This is a genomic window from Halorubrum sp. 2020YC2 (assembly GCF_018623055.1).
GTDB lineage: Archaea > Halobacteriota > Halobacteria > Halobacteriales > Haloferacaceae > Halorubrum.
Genome location: NZ_CP076019.1, coordinates 1,693,894 through 1,710,328, shown reverse-complemented (window position 1 = coordinate 1,710,328; position 16,435 = coordinate 1,693,894). Strand labels below are relative to the sequence as shown.

At 69.6% G+C, this 16,435-nt stretch carries 16 protein-coding genes; 6 read left to right on the top strand and 10 right to left on the bottom strand.

Annotation, left to right across the window (positions count from 1 at the left end; genetic code table 11):
* Nucleotides 1-140: 140 nt before the first annotated feature.
* Together KI388_RS08465 and KI388_RS08460 are read left to right on the top strand one after the other, a co-directional pair.
* The gene (locus KI388_RS08465; protein ID WP_215086236.1) at nucleotides 141-359 is read left to right on the top strand and encodes a hypothetical protein; all 219 of its coding nucleotides are present in this window, start codon (nucleotides 141-143) and stop codon (nucleotides 357-359) included.
* Nucleotides 356-1,426 carry a hypothetical protein gene (locus tag KI388_RS08460; protein ID WP_215086235.1) on the top strand — a complete coding sequence of 357 codons (1,071 nt, stop codon included), beginning with the start codon at nucleotides 356-358 and terminating at the stop codon, nucleotides 1,424-1,426. The genes KI388_RS08465 and KI388_RS08460 overlap by 4 nt, the downstream gene beginning before the upstream one ends.
* A 477-nt stretch (nucleotides 1,427-1,903) precedes the next feature.
* Here the strand turns inward: KI388_RS08460 and KI388_RS08450 are convergent, their stop codons facing one another.
* Together KI388_RS08450 and KI388_RS08445 are read right to left on the bottom strand one after the other, a co-directional pair.
* On the bottom strand, nucleotides 1,904-2,197 hold the full coding sequence (locus KI388_RS08450) for a DUF433 domain-containing protein (protein ID WP_215086234.1): 294 nt from the start codon (nucleotides 2,195-2,197) through the stop codon (nucleotides 1,904-1,906).
* A 308-nt stretch (nucleotides 2,198-2,505) separates the two neighbouring features.
* Nucleotides 2,506-4,188: a Na+/H+ antiporter NhaC family protein gene (locus KI388_RS08445; protein ID WP_215086233.1), complete on the bottom strand. Its 1,683-nt coding sequence runs from the start codon at nucleotides 4,186-4,188 to the stop codon at nucleotides 2,506-2,508.
* 164 nt (nucleotides 4,189-4,352) lie between these two features.
* On the opposite strand from KI388_RS08445, the gene asd reads away from it, so the two are divergent.
* A complete protein-coding gene (gene asd / locus KI388_RS08440) occupies nucleotides 4,353-5,399 on the top strand; it encodes an aspartate-semialdehyde dehydrogenase (RefSeq protein WP_215086232.1) in 1,047 nt (348 codons plus the stop codon).
* Between the two features lie 492 nt (nucleotides 5,400-5,891).
* Here asd and KI388_RS08435 read toward each other — a convergent pair whose 3' ends face one another.
* Nucleotides 5,892-7,877 (bottom strand): 3-hydroxyacyl-CoA dehydrogenase/enoyl-CoA hydratase family protein, encoded by a 1,986-nt coding sequence (locus KI388_RS08435; RefSeq protein ID WP_215086231.1) that lies wholly within the window; start codon nucleotides 7,875-7,877, stop codon nucleotides 5,892-5,894.
* Between the two features lie 165 nt (nucleotides 7,878-8,042).
* On the opposite strand from KI388_RS08435, the gene KI388_RS08430 reads away from it, so the two are divergent.
* Nucleotides 8,043-8,639, top strand: a complete 597-nt coding sequence (locus KI388_RS08430) for a DNA-3-methyladenine glycosylase 2 family protein (protein ID WP_215086230.1) — start codon at nucleotides 8,043-8,045, stop codon at nucleotides 8,637-8,639.
* Between the two features lie 18 nt (nucleotides 8,640-8,657).
* Here KI388_RS08430 and KI388_RS08425 read toward each other — a convergent pair whose 3' ends face one another.
* The 3 genes from KI388_RS08425 to KI388_RS08415 all read right to left on the bottom strand — a co-directional run bounded on the left by KI388_RS08425 (nucleotide 8,658) and on the right by KI388_RS08415 (nucleotide 10,824).
* Entirely contained in the window at nucleotides 8,658-8,921 is a 264-nt protein-coding gene (locus KI388_RS08425; RefSeq protein ID WP_215086229.1) for a hypothetical protein, read from the bottom strand.
* Nucleotides 8,922-8,942: 21 nt separating this feature from the next.
* Nucleotides 8,943-9,389 (bottom strand): hypothetical protein, encoded by a 447-nt coding sequence (locus tag KI388_RS08420; protein WP_215086228.1) that lies wholly within the window; start codon nucleotides 9,387-9,389, stop codon nucleotides 8,943-8,945.
* A 79-nt stretch (nucleotides 9,390-9,468) separates the two neighbouring features.
* Nucleotides 9,469-10,824 (bottom strand): RimK/LysX family protein, encoded by a 1,356-nt coding sequence (locus KI388_RS08415; RefSeq protein WP_215086227.1) that lies wholly within the window; start codon nucleotides 10,822-10,824, stop codon nucleotides 9,469-9,471.
* A 133-nt stretch (nucleotides 10,825-10,957) separates the two neighbouring features.
* Here KI388_RS08415 and KI388_RS08410 point away from each other — a divergent pair, with 133 nt between their 5' ends.
* A complete protein-coding gene (locus KI388_RS08410; RefSeq protein WP_215086226.1) occupies nucleotides 10,958-11,992 on the top strand; it encodes a succinylglutamate desuccinylase/aspartoacylase family protein in 1,035 nt (344 codons plus the stop codon).
* A gap of 95 nt (nucleotides 11,993-12,087) precedes the next feature.
* Here the strand turns inward: KI388_RS08410 and KI388_RS08405 are convergent, their stop codons facing one another.
* Both KI388_RS08405 and KI388_RS08400 read right to left on the bottom strand, forming a co-directional pair.
* On the bottom strand, nucleotides 12,088-12,648 hold the full coding sequence (locus KI388_RS08405) for a hypothetical protein (RefSeq protein ID WP_215086225.1): 561 nt from the start codon (nucleotides 12,646-12,648) through the stop codon (nucleotides 12,088-12,090).
* Nucleotides 12,649-13,189: 541 nt separating this feature from the next.
* Nucleotides 13,190-13,954 carry a pirin family protein gene (locus tag KI388_RS08400; RefSeq protein ID WP_215086224.1) on the bottom strand — a complete coding sequence of 255 codons (765 nt, stop codon included), beginning with the start codon at nucleotides 13,952-13,954 and terminating at the stop codon, nucleotides 13,190-13,192.
* A 103-nt stretch (nucleotides 13,955-14,057) separates the two neighbouring features.
* On the opposite strand from KI388_RS08400, the gene KI388_RS08395 reads away from it, so the two are divergent.
* A complete protein-coding gene (locus KI388_RS08395) occupies nucleotides 14,058-14,666 on the top strand; it encodes a class I SAM-dependent methyltransferase (RefSeq protein WP_215086223.1) in 609 nt (202 codons plus the stop codon).
* Nucleotides 14,667-14,678: 12 nt separating this feature from the next.
* Here the strand turns inward: KI388_RS08395 and KI388_RS08390 are convergent, their stop codons facing one another.
* A complete protein-coding gene (locus KI388_RS08390; protein ID WP_215086222.1) occupies nucleotides 14,679-16,061 on the bottom strand; it encodes an OFA family MFS transporter in 1,383 nt (460 codons plus the stop codon).
* Nucleotides 16,062-16,251: 190 nt separating this feature from the next.
* On the bottom strand, nucleotides 16,252-16,434 hold the full coding sequence (locus KI388_RS08385; RefSeq protein ID WP_215086221.1) for a hypothetical protein: 183 nt from the start codon (nucleotides 16,432-16,434) through the stop codon (nucleotides 16,252-16,254).
* Nucleotide 16,435 lies beyond the last annotated feature (1 nt).

The following is a 16,435-nucleotide window of genomic DNA, read 5'->3' as shown; positions in this document are numbered from 1 at the left end:
CTCGCTCCGCGCACGCGGTTGCGAACTCGCGGTACGCCCGCTCGAACGCCGTCGATACGGGTCCATTCGGCGTCGACGCGGCCGGCCGCCGCTCCCCTCACGGGCGAGTTTTATTCCGATGGGAGGTTATCCCTCTGAGTATGACCGAACCCCACAGGCGTCTGAACCGACGGGACGCGATTCGGGCCGACGCGGCGGTAGAGACCGGATTTCTCGGCGCCCTCGACGGGTGTCCCGGTCGCCACGGCACCGCGTTCGAGGAGGGGTTCGAAGGCGGACTCGGCGGTCGGGCGACCGGTTCCGCGATCGGTCCCGGGCGCGACGCCGACGAACTCGCGGCGTGCGTCGGGCGGCGATGACCGGTCCGGCGGGGGCGACGTCGGGCACGGACGACGCTCCCGACGCCGAGAGCGACACGGACACCGCCGACACGATGCGCGAGCGCGCCGGCGAGAACCGGCTGAAGCTCTGGCTGTTGTTGCGCGCGGACCGGCTCGTCGTCGCCGCCGTCCTGACGCTCGCCGTCTTCGTCGCGTTCGTCGCCGTCGCGGCCGTCCTCTCGCCGCCGCTCGCGGAGAAGGTCGGAGCGAGCGACCCGATCGAGACGCTGTTCGCGTCGATGATCACGGCCATCGTCACGGGGGCGACGCTCGTCGTCACGATCGGCCAGCTCGTGCTCACACAGGAGAACGGCCCCCTCGGGGACCAGCAGGAGCGCATGGACGGCACGCTCGCGGTCCGGGACGACATCGCGGCCCTGACGGGCGCGCCGACCCCCACGGACCCGGCCGCGTTCCTCGACGCGATCCTCGACGCCGCGGCGGAGCGCGCCCGAGAGCTCCGCGACCTGGTCGACGACCGGGAAGGCGACGGACCGGACCGGGCCGCACTTCGGGGCGACGTCGACGACCTCGCCGCGGGAGTGACCGAGAACGCCGACGCCGTGCGCGGCCAGCTCGACGGCGCCGAGTTCGGCTCCTTCGACGTCGTGTTCGCCGCGATCAACTTCGACTACGGCCCGAAGATAGGCGGGATCGAGCGTCTCGTCAGGAATCACGACGAGGCGCTCACCGACGACGAGCGCGACCTCCTCGGGGAACTGACGGAGTCGCTGTCGCTGTTCGGTCCCGCCCGCGAGCACGTCAAGACCCTGTACTTCCAGTGGGCGCTGATCGACCTCTCGCGACAGATCCTCTACGCCGCGGTGCCGGCGTTGGTCGTCGCAGGCCTCATGCTGGCGGGCGTCGGCGCCGGAACGGTCCCGGGACGGACCCTCGGGGTCGACCACGTGACGCTCGTCGTCGCGGGCGCGTTCGCGGTCACGCTCCTCCCGTTCTCGCTTTTCGTCTCCTACCTGCTCCGCGTCCTCACCCTCGCGAAGCGCACCCTCGCCGTCGGGCCGATGGTGTTGCGAGACTCGGAGTGACCGGTCGCCGTCGCTCTCGGAGTGCGGAAATGTACGCCCGCGACACTACCGGACGAAAATCTACTAGTAGGCTTAGTGAAAGTGAATTAGCCTTTCTGAAGGCCTCATAGCTGTGAAATTGGAGTATCTGATCAGATCCACGGGTCGAGTTCTTCTCGTCCACCGAACGCCTCTCGGGTCGGATACGTATCGACTATCGTGATAAGGCCAGCCGCGACCTGATACGCCGGCATCGTATCGTCGTAGAGGAGAACGATGCCTGCGTGGGCATCTGGTGGTAGTCCACCGAAGTCTTTCACCTCACTCGTTACGGTGATCAGTTGGTGTTCCCGCGCGTACGGCAGGACGTCCGCTTCGTCATCGGCTCCCTGCCAGAGCGCATCACGGACGTGCTCGGCGTGGATTCCTTCCTTCTCCAGATACGTCGCCGTCTTTAGATCGATGTTCTCGTCGAGAAGAAAACGCTATCCACCCATTTCAGGCAGCGTCCGGATCGATACCTTCGGGACGATCGATCGACTCGTGGAAGTCCACTATCGCGTCTTCGCGCTCTCGTTCGGCCTCACGCATCTCTCGTGGGTGGTCGTGATAGTACGCCAGCGCGTGGTACACGTCAGCTACGTCGAGATCGTACCGATCGGCAACGGTCTCGGGGTTTTCACCCCGGTCTTCGACGAGGGCGTACACCTGCCGGACGCTGATTCGACGGCCACGAATGTGGGGCTCGCTCATGAGCTCGCGTGCGATCCGCCTCGATTCACCCTCAGCCATACATGGGCGTTGCTGCTACTCCCGCAAAAATATACTGTTGACTGGGTTGAGAGGGGACTGCAATACGTGAAATGTACGCCCGCGACACTAACGACCGGTCTCATCTCCGGCGGCGTGCCGCGTCAACCGGGAAACCCTCGTGGCGGGCGGTCGCCTGCGCGGCGACGGGCGGGTCGCGTCAGCGACCGGTGTCGCGCGCCTGGGTTCTCCGCGCTATCATCGCTCCCATCGGGGAGTACTCGGGCGGGGACTAATGGCGCGCGACCCCCATTAGCCGGTGAGCGCGTTTAAAAGGTCGGATCGGCCGCTCAGTCCTTCTCGCTGCCGGCGACGACCACGCGCTCCCCGTCGTCCGCCTGCGGCTCCGAGACCGAGACGGGGTCGATCCCGCGGCGATTGGCGTCGAACTCGGAGAGGAGGTAGACGAGCGCGACGAGCGTCAGGACGCCGACCGGGAGCAGCACGAACGGCGAGATTCCGAAGAACCCCCACGCGAGCAGCAGCGCCACCGAGACCAGCCCGACGGTGACGGCGTAGTAGATCTGCGTGCGGACGTGGTCGACGAGGTCTGCGCCGGTGAACGTCGCGGACAGCACCGTCGTGTCGGAGATGAGCGAGCTGTGGTCCCCGAAGATCGCCCCCGAGAAGATGACGCCGACCATGACCGCGACGAGGGTGTGTCCCTCGGCGCCGCCCCCGCTGATCTCCCACGCGATGGGGACCGCGATGGGCGTCATGATCCCCATCGTCCCCCAGGAGGTCCCCGTCGAGAAGGCGATGAAGCCGGCGACGACGAGCACGAGCGCCGGGAGCACGGGCCGTGGCACCGTCCCGACCGTCGCCTCGGCGACGTACTGCCCCGTCTCCAGCGCGGAGATGACCTCGCCGATCCCCCACGCGAGCACGAGGATGGACACCGCGGTGAGCATGATCCCGAACCCGTCGACCGCGTACTCCGTCGCGTCACCGAACCCGAAGATCCGGTACGCCTTCCCGAGGGCGAACCCGGACAGCACCATGCCGAACGCGCCGATCATCAGCGCGGTCGCGAAGTCGGCGCCGATGACCGCCTCCCAGAGGCGGTCGCCCGCGCTCGCGAACTCGGCCGCGAGGAGGTCGGACAGGAAGCCGGTCGGCGCGAAGCCGCCGGACCAGAACGCGGTCGCGACCGTGACGGCGATCAGGACGGCGACCGGCGCGAAGAAGTTGATCAGCCGCGGCGTCGACGCCGGCGGCTCGCCCAGTTCCCCGGCCACGTCCTGCATCGGGTCCGCGCCCTCGCGGGTGACCCGCCCGGTCGTCCACGACCGGTGTTCGGCCGTCAGCATCTCGCCGTAGTCGCGGCCCCACAGCACGACGATGGCGACCATCGCGACCGCGAGGATCGCGTACATGTTGAACGGGATGGAGGAGAGGAACACCTCGAAGGTGCTGGGCCGGTTCGCCTCCGCGACGCCCGCCTCCGCGTACCCGTCGTCGATCAGCGACAGCTGGAACGCGACCCACGAGGAGATGCCCAGCGTGGCGACGGGCGCGGCGGTGGAGTCGACGACGTACGAGAGCTTCTCGCGGGAGATCCGGAGCTGATCGGAGACGTCTTTCATGGCCGAGCCGACGATGGCGGTGTTCGCGTAGTCGTCGAAGAACAGGACCACTCCGAGGACCCACGCGGCCAGCCCCGCCTTGCGCTGCGTGTCGAGGCGTTCGATCGCCCAGTCGCGGACGGCGTAGGTCCCGCCGAGGTTCCACACCATGGCCACGCCGGAGCCGAGCAGCAGCGTGAACACGAGGATCGTCGCTTGGAACCCGTCGTCGGCGACGATCGCCGCGACGATCCAGTCGAACGTCTGGACGATCCCCAGTCCGCCCGTGTAGACCACGGCCCCCGACCAGATGCCGAGGAACAGCGAGAGGATCGCCTTACGGGTAACGATCGCCAGCGCGATGGCGAGCAGCGGCGGCAGAATCGAGAGTACCCCGAACTCGGACATAGCGCGGCAGTACCACGCTCCCCTATTTATAATGCGTTGCCTAACGGGGCCGATCGCGGGACCGTGGCGGGATCGCGCCGGCTCGCGAGTGCGACGCCGGCCGCGACCGGCGGTATCGACGCCTATCCGAACGCACTTACGTCCCTGTCACGGACCCACGCGCAATGTCAGTCCGAGTCGGCATCCTCGGCGCGACGGGCGCCGTGGGCCAGCGATTCATCCAGTTGCTCGACGACCACCCGACGTTCGACCTCGCCGCGGTCACCGCGAGTTCGGAGAGCGCGGGGGAGACCTACCGCGAGGCGGCCAAGTGGCGCGTCGACACGCCCATCCCCGACGACGTGGCCGAGATGGAGGTCGCGGAGACGACGCCCGCGGGGATCGCGGACGACGACGTGGACCTCCTCTTCTCCTCGCTGCCCTCCGGCGTCGCCGCCGAGGTCGAACCGGCGTTCTTAGCGGAGGGGTACGTCGTCTCCTCGAACTCCTCGAACGACCGCATGGCCGCGGACGTGCCGCTCACCATCCCCGAGATCAACCCCGACCACCTCGACCTGATCGAGGTCCAGCGCGACGAGCGGGGCTGGGACGGCGCCTTAGTGAAGAACCCGAACTGCTCGACGATCACGATGGTGCCGACGCTCGCCGCCATCGACGAGTTCGGCCTCGAAAGCGTCCGCGTCTCGACGCTTCAGGCCGTCTCGGGCGCCGGCTACTCCGGCGTCACCTCGATGGAGATCATCGACAACGCCATCCCGCACATCGGCGGCGAAGAGAACAAGATGGAGACGGAGTCGCGGAAGCTGCTGGGCGAGTTCGACGGCGCCGAGGTCAGTCTTCACGGCGCCGACGTGGCCGCCTCCTGCAACCGGATCCCAACGCTCGACGGGCACTTGGAGAACGTCTTCGCGGAGTTCGCCGCGGACCCGTCGCCCGAGGACCTCCGCGAGGCGATGCGCTCGTTCGAGGGCGCCGGGGACCTCCCCAGTTCGCCCGACCGGCTGATCAAGGTGTTCGGTGACGACGAGCCGGAGCGCCCGCAGCCGCGCCTCGACCGCACGTACGCGGACGGGATGGGCATCGTCGCCGGCGGCGTCCAGTCGACCGACGCCGGCGCGAAGTACAACTGCCTCGCGCACAACACGATCCGCGGCGCGGCCGGCGCCTCGCTGCTCAACGGCGAACTGCTCGTCGAGGAAGGGTACGTCTAAGGTCGAATTCGGTCGCGACCGTCGTTTCCAGCGACCGCGACTTCTTTTAAATAACCGGCAGCGACTGGACCGCGGATCGGAACCTCAAATTTCCAGTGGCGCGTGCCGGTGAGCGGCCGCAGGCCGCGAACCGCACGCGCGAGGGAGTCAGTCGCCGGAGCGAAGCGGAGGTGACTGACGAGGCTGGGGAGGCGTGAGGTGCTGTGCGGAGCGGTGCGGGGCGGGAATCGAAGGGGCAGTCGCGAGGCGGGCGCAGACGACGCAAGCACCGCAGGGAGCGAACGCAGTGAGCGACCGAGGAGCGCAGCGAGTGTGCGCCCGCCTCGCGGCTGGGGCTTCGGTGGTATCGGTGTTGATCATCGGTTTATAAACAGTAGCGTACAGCCGAGCGGCTGGGGCTTCGGTGGCGTTCTTTTCGACTCCGTGATCACTCAGTTATAAATGCGTAGTCGGAGACGCGATGATCCCTACTACGGCGGACCCTTTCGCCTATTACTTCCCTTCGAACTCCGGCTCGCCGTCGCCCATGAACGCCGTGACCCCCTCGATGAGGTCGTCGGTGTTCATCACGTGGCCGAAGCCCATCGCCTCGACCTCCAGTCCGGCCTCGTTGTCGGTGCGGCCGGCGTGGATCGCGCGCTTCGTGTACTTCTGGGCGATCGGCGGACCGCGGGCGAGCTTCTCGGCCAGCTCGCGCGCCCGCTCATCGAGCTCGTCGTCCGGGACGACCTCGTTGACGAAGTCGTAGTCGGCCATCGTCTCGGCGTCGTAGCGGTCCGCGGTGAGGATGATCTCCTTCGCGCGCCCCTCACCCACGATCCGGGCGAGCCGCTGCGTGCCGCCCCACCCCGGGAGCAGGCCGAGGTCGAGTTCGGGCTGGCCCAGCTCGGAGCGCTCGGAGGCGATCCGCATGTCCGCCGCGGTCGCCAGCTCCATCCCGCCGCCGAGGCAGTAGCCGTCGATGGCGGCGATCACGGGCTTGTCCGACTCCTCTAACTTGCCGAACGTCCGCTGGCCCTGCCGGGAGAGCTCGACGGCGTGGATCGGGTCGGCGCCGCCCGCGGCCATGCTCTGGACGTCCGCGCCCGCGGAGAAGGCGCGGTCGCCCGCGCCGGACAGCAGGATGGCCCGCACGTCGTCGTCGGCGTCGAGCCGGTCGATCGCCGTCTCCAGCTCGTCGAGCACCTCGCCGCTGATCGTGTTCATCCGGTGCGGGCGGTCGATCTCAATGTGGCCGACCCGCTCGTCGACGCTGACGTTCAGGACATCGAATTCGGGACCGGCGTCCGCGTCGCCGCTCCCCCCGTCTGCGCCGCCGCGGAAGCCGCCGGACTCGGCGGCCTCGCGCAGGTAGTCGGCCGCCTCGTAGCGCGCCTCGCCCGTCTCCTCCGCGAGGTCGTCGAGCGTCTCGACCAAGGCGTCGAGCCCCTCGGCGTCGGCCAGCTTGGCCGGGCCGTCGGGGAAGCCGGCGCCGAGCTTGACCGCCTCGTCGATGTCGTCCGCGTCGGCCACGTCGTTGCCGATCAGGCCGGCCGTCTCGTTGGCCATCACCGCGAGCAGGCGGCGGCTGATCTCCTCGTCGAGCGCGTCGCTCGGGATCTGGGCGCCGTCGCCGTCCTCGTAGTCGTAAAAGCCCTTCCCGGTCTTCTTCCCGAGGGTCTCCGCCTCCACCTTCTCACCGAGCAGCGGGCACGGGCGATAGGCGTCGCCGAGGACCTCGTGCATGTACTCCAGCACGTGGTAGCCCACGTCGATGCCGACCTGGTCCGCGAGTTCGAACGACCCCATCGGGAGGCCCATGCCGAACTTCGTCGTGGAGTCGACCGTCTCGACATCGGCGTCGCCGGACTCGACGATCCACGCCGCCTCGTTCATCAGCGGGACGAGGATGCGGTTGACGACGAACCCGGGGCTGTCCTTTCGGACGCGGACCGGGGTCTTCCCCATCGACTCCGCGAGCCCCTCGATCAGGTCGAGGGTGTCCTCCGAGGTGTGTTTCCCCGAGATGACCTCGACGAGGTCCATCCGCACCGGCGGGTTGAAGAAGTGCATCCCGCAGAAGCGCTCGGGGCGGTCGGTGACCTCCGACAGTTCGGTGATAGAGAGGCTGGATGTGTTGGTGACGAAGACGGCCTCGTCGGGGGCGTGTTCGACCACCTCGTCGTACACGTCCTTCTTGATCGCCATCTTCTCGGGGACGACCTCGACGACCACGTCGGCGCCGTCGAGCGCGTCCTCGAGGTCGACGAACGCCTCGACGCGGTCGAGCGCGGCGTCGGCCTCGTCGCCGCCGATGCGGTCCTTCTCCGCGAGCTTGCCGAGCGACCACTCGATCTGGTCGTACCCCTTCTGGACGAGTTCGTCGTTGATGTCGCGGAGCGACACGTCGTAGCCGGCGAGCGCGGCCACTTCCGCGATCCCGTGTCCCATGTTTCCGGCGCCGAGCACTACCACGCGCTGGACGTCTTCGAGTTGCATACCCGAACGGTCGGAACCGTCATGATTGAACCTTTCCATCTTCCAAACGCCAAACGCGCGGTGAGTTTATCGCGGTGAGGAAGGGGCGGGACGACGCGCACCGAGGCGGCCGCCGGGTCGGCGCGGAACCGAATCGCACTCGTGCGTGCGGTCCCGCCCACCGCCATGGACGATTCCGTCGCGGCGACCCTCCGCGAGGACCCGACGATGGCGGCGCTGGTCGACCGGCGCGGCCCCCTCGACGTCGCGCCCGCGGACGACGAGTTCGCCCGGCTCTGTACCTCGATCGTGAACCAGCAGCTCTCGACGGCCTCCGCGGCGGCGATCCGCGAGCGCTTCGTGGACGTCCTCGGCGGCGCGCCGACGCCAGACCGCGTCCTCGCCGCCGACGAGGCGGCCCTGCGCGAGGCCGGACTCAGCGGCACGAAGGTCGAGTACCTACGTAACGTCGCCGCCGCCTTCCGCGACGGCGAGCGCGACTTCACCCGGGAGGGGCTGGCGGGCGTGAGCGACGAGGCGGTCGTCGACCGGCTCACCGAGATCCGCGGCGTCGGGGCGTGGACCGCGCGGATGTACCTCATCTTCGCGCTCGGCCGCGGGGACGTGCTGCCGCTCGGGGACCTCGCGGTGCGGAAGGGGATAGAGCGGATCTACAACGACGGCGAGGAGCTGTCGCGCGCGGAGATGCGGGAGATCGGGGCGGCGTGGCGGCCCTACCGGAGCTACGGGACGCGGTACGTCTGGGCCGAGTACGAGTCCTGACCGGTCGGCGGTTCGGCGTCAGTCGAGGACGACGTGGTCCGGGTCGCACGACCGACAGAGCCGCGAGACCTCGCCCGGCAGTTCGAGGAACGACTCCTCACAGCGGATACACGTCCGTTCGCGGGCGCGTCCCACGACGCTCTCGCCCGCCGAGCCGGCGGCCGCCCCGAGCCTGCGGCCCGGACAGTCGTCACAGATCCGCGTGACCGTTCCGGAGGGTTCGGTGAACCGCTCGTGACACCGGATACAGGTCCGGGTCCGTTCGAGCGTGACGACGTTCATGCGCACGCGGCGCCGACCGGGCTATCGGCTCCGGGTCGGCGGCTCCTGCTCGCGCTCGGGCGCCGGCGGCCGCCCGTCGCTCGGTGTGTCCTCGCGGTACAGCCGGAGGATCTCCTCGAGGAGGACCGCGTGGCGGTCGCCGGGGACATACTGGTGGTCGATGAAGTCCTCGGCGTCGCTGAACTTCCCGCGGAGCGCGAGCTTCCGCACGAACGCGACGGACTCGAAGAACGGCGGCCCCTCCGCGTCGCCGTCGGTGCCGAGTTCCCGATCGGTCTGCGGGATCACCTCGGCCTCGATCGACTCGTAGTCGATCGTCTCCGGGTCGTACTCGTCCAGCGTCCGGGAGAGCACGTAGTCGGCCGAGAAGCGGTAGAACTCCGACTTGCTCTCGAACTGCCCCTCGTCGACGAGCGATTCGATCTCCTCGACGACCGACTCGGGGAACCGAACCGTGCTCTTCACCATGTGCCGTGCCATTGACACCCTCGGTCTTATAACTTCTTGAGACGGCTCCGGCGTTCGATTCGAGAGCGATCCGCCGGCGTCACTCCTCCTCTTCTAAGATCTCGCCCGCCTCGTCGCGCTCCGCCTCGTCGGTGTCGGCGCGCCGGCGCACGTCGACCCGGTAGTCGGTGAGGATGTCGCGGCCGAGCAGCAGCGGGTACTCCATGTGGCCGCGGTCCTCGACGCTCGCGGTGACGGTGTGCTGGTTGCCGCCGATGCCGATGACGAGGTCGACGACCGGGCGGGCCTTCCCCCCCTTCACGCTGCCCGACTTGACGCGCGTCATGCTCTTGATCGGGCCGGCCCCGATCTCGGCGGCCAGCTGGGTGTCGATGCTCGTCCGGGTCGCGCCCGTGTCCGACTTCGCGAGCGCCTGCGTGGAGCCGGAGGTGCCGGTGACGACGACCTCCTCGATGTAGCCGATGTCGGGCTGCTCGGTCGAGGTCGGCTTCGGCGCCGGCGCGCAGGAGGGCCGCGAGTCGTCGAGGGTCGCGGCGACCCGCTCGACCGCCTCGTCGTCCACCTCGCCGCCGACCGTCTCGATCGCGAGCTTCGCGATGTGGGGCGCCGGGCTGGTGCCGGTCGCCTCGAAGAGGCCCTTGAAGCCGGCGGTGGGGTTCACTTCGAGGACGTACCAGCCGTCGTACCCCTCGACGAGGTCGACGCCGGCGTAGTCGAGGCCCATCACCTCGGCCGCGTAGAGGGCGGTGTCGGCCGCCTCCTGCGGCATGTCGTCGGTGGCGTCCTCGACCGCGCCGCCGAGCGCGACGTTGGTCCGCCAGTCGCCCTCGGGCGCGTAGCGGTACATCGACCCGACTATCTCGTCGCCCACGACGTACACCCGCAGGTCGCGGTGCTTCTCGTCGTCGCGGTCGATCAGCTGCTGGAGGAACGCCTGCCGGTTCCCGACCTTCGGGTTCACCCGCTCCGTGAGGTCGACCTTCCACGTCCCGCCGCCGTGGGTGCCGATCGCGGTCTTGTACACGCCCACGTCCCCGAACCGCTCGCGGCCCTCGTTGAGCCGGTCGTTCGAGAGCGCGAGCAGCGCGTCGGGCACGCGGATGTTCCAGTCCGCCAGCGTCGCGGCCGTGGCGAACTTGTGGATCGACGCCAGCACCGCGTTCGGCTCGTTCAGCATCGGCCGGATGCGCTCGAACGTCGCCGCCAGCCCCAGTAGCTCCGCGGGCTGGTCGGTGTTCGACAAGAGGAGGCGGTTCGCGATCACGTCGACCGCGGGCTCGACGGACACGTCGCCGTCCTCGACGCTGACCGCCGCGTTCTCCTCGCGGAGCCACACCGGCTCGTGGCCGAGGTCCTCGACCGCGTTACAGATCGCCTTCGTCTCCTTGCTGTTGTGCAGCGACAGCACTCCCACCCGAACCGAGTCCGAACTCATACGCGTCCCTGCGTGGGGGTTCCTAAAAGTTCGACCGATCGGTCTCGCCCCCGAGCGGACGGGGAGACGCGTCGGGGGAGCGGCCCGCTCGCGGGTCGCCATATATATAGCCGCCGCCGTGTTCCGCTCCGGCATGAGCGACGACCGGGCGTTCACGTACAACGGCGGGGCGGTGCCGCCCGGCGAGACGCAGAACATCCGCTACGGCATCAGCGAGACGTACCTCGGCGACCCGGTTCGGATCCCCGTCACCATCGTCAACGGCGAGCGCGACGGGCCGACCGCGTTCCTCACCGCGGCCGCCCACGGCGACGAACTGAACGGCATCGAGGTCGTCCGCGAGGTCGCCCACGAGTGGGACCTCTCGGCGCTCGCGGGCACGTTGGTCTGTCTCCCCGTCCTCAACGTCCCCGGCTTCCTCGCCCAACAGCGGTACCTCCCGGTGTACGACCGCGACCTCAACCGGTCGTTCCCCGGGAAACGGGGGTCGACCAGTTCGAAGCGGATGGCCCACCAGATCTACGAGAACTTCATCGCGCCCTGCGACTTCGGGCTCGACTTCCACACCTCCACCCGCGGGCGGACGAACATGCTCCACGTCCGGGCCGACATGACCGACGAGGGCGTCCACCGGCTCGCGCTGGCGTTCGGCTCCAAGGTGGTCATCGACAGCGACGGCCCGGGGGGAACCCTCCGCGGCGAGGCGACCGCCGACGGCATCCCGACGATCACGATCGAGATGGGCGAGGCCCACCGGTTCCAGCGGCCGCTGATCGACGACGCGCTCGCCGGCGTCCGATCCGTCTTCGCGGAGTACGGCCTGCTGGAGACCGACACGGTGCGGTGGCCCGGCTGGCGCACCATCGTCGCCGGCGCGGGCGAGAAGACGTGGCTGCGCGCCGACTCCGGCGGCATCGTCGACACCCACTTCGAGAGCGGGTCGCTCGTCCGCGAGGGCGAGCGCATCGCGACGATCACCAACCCGTTCAAGCAGGACGCCGTCGCGGTCGAGGCGCCCTTCACCGGCCTCCTGATCGGCCTCCTGGAGAACCCGGTCGTCTACCCCGGCAACCCCCTGTGTCACCTCGTCGAGATCGGTGAGGCGACACGCCGGGCGATCGAGGCCGGCGACGCGCCCGAGCCGGTCGGCCAGCCGACGCCGCAGTAGTCGGGTCGCGGTCGCGGCGAGTTGTGGTCGTGGCGGGTCGCGGCCGCAGTGCGGCGCGGTACGGCGGGTCGCGGTCGTAGCGAGGGACCGACCGGTTAGCGGCCGCCGAGGCGTCCCCGAAGCCCGACCGCGGCGCCGGCGACGACCGCGAGGAACCCGCCGAGGAACGCGGCCGGCTGGAGCAGGACCCGCTGCGCGATGACGGCGCCCGGTTCGCGCTCGACGGTCCGAGTCCAGAACTCGTACCGCTCGCCGCCGTACTCGACGATCAGCAGTCCGTCCCCGAGCGTCGGCTCGGTCGGGTACGGCAGCGAGTCGACGCGCTCGGCCGGGTCCTCGACGCCGAACCCGCCCTCCGGCGCGTCGCGGGCACGGTCGAACGCCTCGCGGGCGTCGGGGGCGAGGTCGGCGTACGCGACGACCGCGTCCGAGGCATTGGAGTCGTTTTCTCCGTCGGACCCGCTGTCTCCGTCGGTCCCGTTGCCCGCGCCGGTCGCGGGCGACTCGATGCCGGCGACCGACCCATCGGTCACCGGCTGAACGGTGTGCGTGTAGGCGGGGTTCGGCTCGCCGACCGAGACGGGGAGGAACAGGGGGTTCGCCATCAGGAGGACGCCGAGCGCGACGAGTCCGGCGGCCGCGAGCGGGGTGCGCATGGCTCGGGGTTCGTCGGGCCGGGAGTTGAGCCTTTCCGACTCGATGAGGATTTATAAGTTGAATTGGTCGTCTCTGTTGGTCGTTTATAAACAAACAGCGACTCTACGGGGTACCTCTCCGAAGTCACAACCGCTTGTTTATAAACTGCTACTGACGGATCGATGGCGGACATCTTCAAAGCCCCAGCCGTGAGGCGGGCGCACGCTCGTTGCGGTCCTCGGTCGGTCGCTCGCGCTGCTCGCTCCTTCCCTGTGGTCCTTACGTCGCCTGCGCCCGCCTCACGGCTGCCCCTTTGAGTCCCGCCCCGCACAGCACCGCAGCCTCACGCCTCCCCAGCCTCGTCGGCGGTCCTCCGCTTCGCTCCGGACCGCCGACTCCCTCGCGCGTGCTGTCTCGCGGCCGCCGAGGGCGGCCGCTCGCAGGCACGCGCCGCCGCACCATTCTTTATAAGCGATTGTCGCCGCCGCTCGCGAATATTTAAATACCGTATCGCTCCCGCAGCCGCGATTCGCACACTCCCGAAGTCGGTCCCGCCGTCCCTTATCGCCCGATCGTCCCCTGCCGCGTCACGGGCGCGTCCGGGTCGATGAGGAACGCTACGGCGGTCGCGCCCTCGTCGCCCGCGGTCACGGTCGGCGGGGCGCCGTCGCCGGTCCACAGGGCGCTCTCCGTCTCGTCGAGCGCGACGCCGTCGACGTCGGCGTCCCCCTCGAAGACGTACACGTAGGCGTCGCGGCCCTCAATTTCGGGGAGCGTCGCCCCTGCGTCCGCGTCGAGGCGGACGTCGTAGCAGTCGACCGCGTTGCGCACGGTGAACGGGTGGTCGGACCCCGCGGGCGCGAACACGCGACGCCACGCGTTCGGCTCGGGGTCCGGGAGCGGCCCGTGCTGGATTCCGGGCTCCAAGCCGGTCTCTTGCGGGCGGACGAATATCTGGAGCATCCGGAGGGGCGGGTCGTCCGCGAGCGTCTCCTCGGCGTGCCAGAACCCCGCGCCCGCGTTCATCACGAGGAGGTGCTCGGAGTCGGTGACGAGTTCGTTGCCCTCGCGGTCGTCGTGGCGCATCACGCCCGCGGGGACCCACGAGACGATCTCCTCGTCGCGGTGCTGGTGCATCCGGATCAGCGTGCCGGGGTCCATGAACGACTCGACGACCGTCGAGAGCGGGCCGTACCCGTGGTCGTCGCGGTCCGGGAGGTTCCGGCCCGGGAAATTGAACCGAGTGCGGAACGTCCCCTGGTTCTGAAAGACGTCGGACCGCGGCGCGTGGAAGAGGCCGCTGTCGGCCCTGGCGGCGTTGTTCATTACCAATTGGTAAAACGCGCGTCGCAAAAAGCCGTCCGGTGGACCGCGGCTCGGGGGCCACCGGCGACGCCCTCTTACTTCCCGCGCCCCGTGTTCCGGTACCGTGACGACCGTCCTTTCCAACCGCGACCGGCGCAAGCGGGACGACCGGCCCGACGGGGCGTTCTACGACGAGCCGCGGTTCGTCACCCACGCCGACGACGCCTTCCTCGACAGGCTGACCGCGCTGTACGCGTCCGTGACCGACCCCGGCGACCGCGTCCTCGACGCGATGAGCAGCTGGGTCTCGCACCTGCCCGACGCGGACTACGAACGCGTCGTCGGCCACGGACTCAACGAGGCGGAACTGGCCGCCAACGACCGGCTCGACGAGCACGTCGTCAGCGACCTGAACCGGGACCAGTCGCTCCCCTTTGCCGACGACGCCTTCGACGCCGTCTGCTGTGCGCTGTCGGTCCAGTACCTCCAGTACCCGGGAGCCGTCTTCGCGGAGTTCGCCCGGGTCCTCGCGCCCGGCGGGACGGCCGTCGTCAGCTTCTCGAACCGGATGTTCCCGACCAAGGCGGTCCGCGCGTGGCGGGCCGCCTCGATGGACGAGCGCGCCGACCTCGTCGAGCGGTACCTCGCGGCCGGCGGGTTCCCGGCCTCGGAACGGATCGCGGAGCGCCCAAGCGGGGACCCGTTCTACGCCGTGGTCGGGACCGCGCCGTGACCCGCCGCGCCCTCAGTCCGTGGCCGCCGGCCCCCCCGTCTTCAGTCCGGACCCGCTCGGCGGCCGGAGAGCGAACACCGCCAGCCCGGCCGCGAGCGCGAGTCCGCCGCCCAGCGTGAATGTCGGGGTCCACCCGAGCGTGGCGACGAGGTAGCCGGCGACGGTGCCGGAGAAGACGCCGCCGCCGACCTTCGCGGTGTACAGGACCGCGTAGTTGCCGGAGGAGTTGGCCGCGCCGTAGTAGTCGGCCAGGAGCGACGGGAAGAAGACGTACAGCGGCGAGGAGAAGAACATCGCGCCGAGGACGAACGCGACGAAGACGGCGCCGTTTCCGGCCTCGCCGGCGCCCACCAGCCCGATCCGGAACAGCCCGGCGAGGAGGAAGGATCCGGCCATCACGCGCTTGCGGCTGAACCGGTCTATCGCCTCGCCGAGGATCAGCCGCGAAACGCCCGCGGCGACGGGGAGGAGGGTGGCGGAGAGCGTCGCGACGAGCGCCGCCAGCCCGAAGTTCTCCGCGAACCGGACCACGTTCGCGATGACGATCAGGTCGGCGCTCGCCATCGCGATGAACATCGCGTACAGGAGCCAGAACTGCCACGTCGAGAGCATCTCCCGCGTGGAGTAGTTGCGGCCGCGGATCGACGCCGCGAGTCCCTCGTCGCCGGCCTCGTCGCCGTCGTCGCCGCCGTTCTGCCGATCCAGCCAGTCCGTCGGCGGGTCTCGCAGGAGGAACGAGCCGACGAGCGTCACGACCAAGATTCCGAGCCCGACGTTGCGGAGCACGTCGCTGTACGCCGACACGGTCGCGTTCGCGCGGACGTACGGGACGACGAGGGCGCTCCCGGCCGCGAACGCCATCGTGCCGACGCCGGTCGTCAGCCCCGTCCGGTCGGGGAACCACTTGACCGCGGTGTTGACCGCGACGGTGTAGACGATGCCGACGCCGACCGCGCCCAGCGAGTACAGCAGGTACAGCTGCCAGAGGCTCGTCGCGTACGCCAGCCCGATGTACCCGCCGCCGGCCAGCAGCGCGGCGAGGAACGTGAGCGCGCCCGGCCCGCGGCTGTCGCGCCACTTACCGGCGGGGAACTGCGAGAGCGACTGGAACACCACGTAGAAGGAGAACACCGCGCCCAGCGCCGGCAGCGCGATGTCGAGGCTGTCCGCGAGCGGCTGTTCGATGGACGACCAGACGTACTGGTACGGGCTCACCGCGGCCATCATCCCGGCCGCGGCGGCGATCTGCCACCACCGCGAGAAGCCGAGGACCTCGGCCGCCCGCGCCGCGTAGTCGACGCCGCCGGCCGCCTCGCCGTCGCGGCCGTCGGCCGGTCCGCCCCCGACCTCGCCCTCGTCGACCGCGCTCCCGCCTTCGTCGCTGTCCTCACCCATCGTTTCCGTCCGTCGGCCGCGTGGTGGTGTTCGGTGTCATGTCGTGTGCTCCGACCGCGTCCCGAGGGCGGTCCGTCGCGCCGCGCTCGTTCGTACCGACACTGTTCGGACTGATCGATTAAAACGCGTCGTTGGGGCCGTACTTACCGCGTCGACTCGCGGCCGGATCGGTCCCCGGTGTGGCGGACCCTCAGAGCGCGTCCGGGTCCGCCGCGGTGTAGCGCACCGCCGGCGGGATCAGGCCGCCGGCCGCCAGCATCGCGAGGCCGCCGACCCACAGCGCCGCGACCCCGGCGGACGCGCCGTAGCTGATCAGCGGGAGCGACAGCGCCATCAGGACGAACGCCAGGACGAACCGGTCGAGGACGCCCATC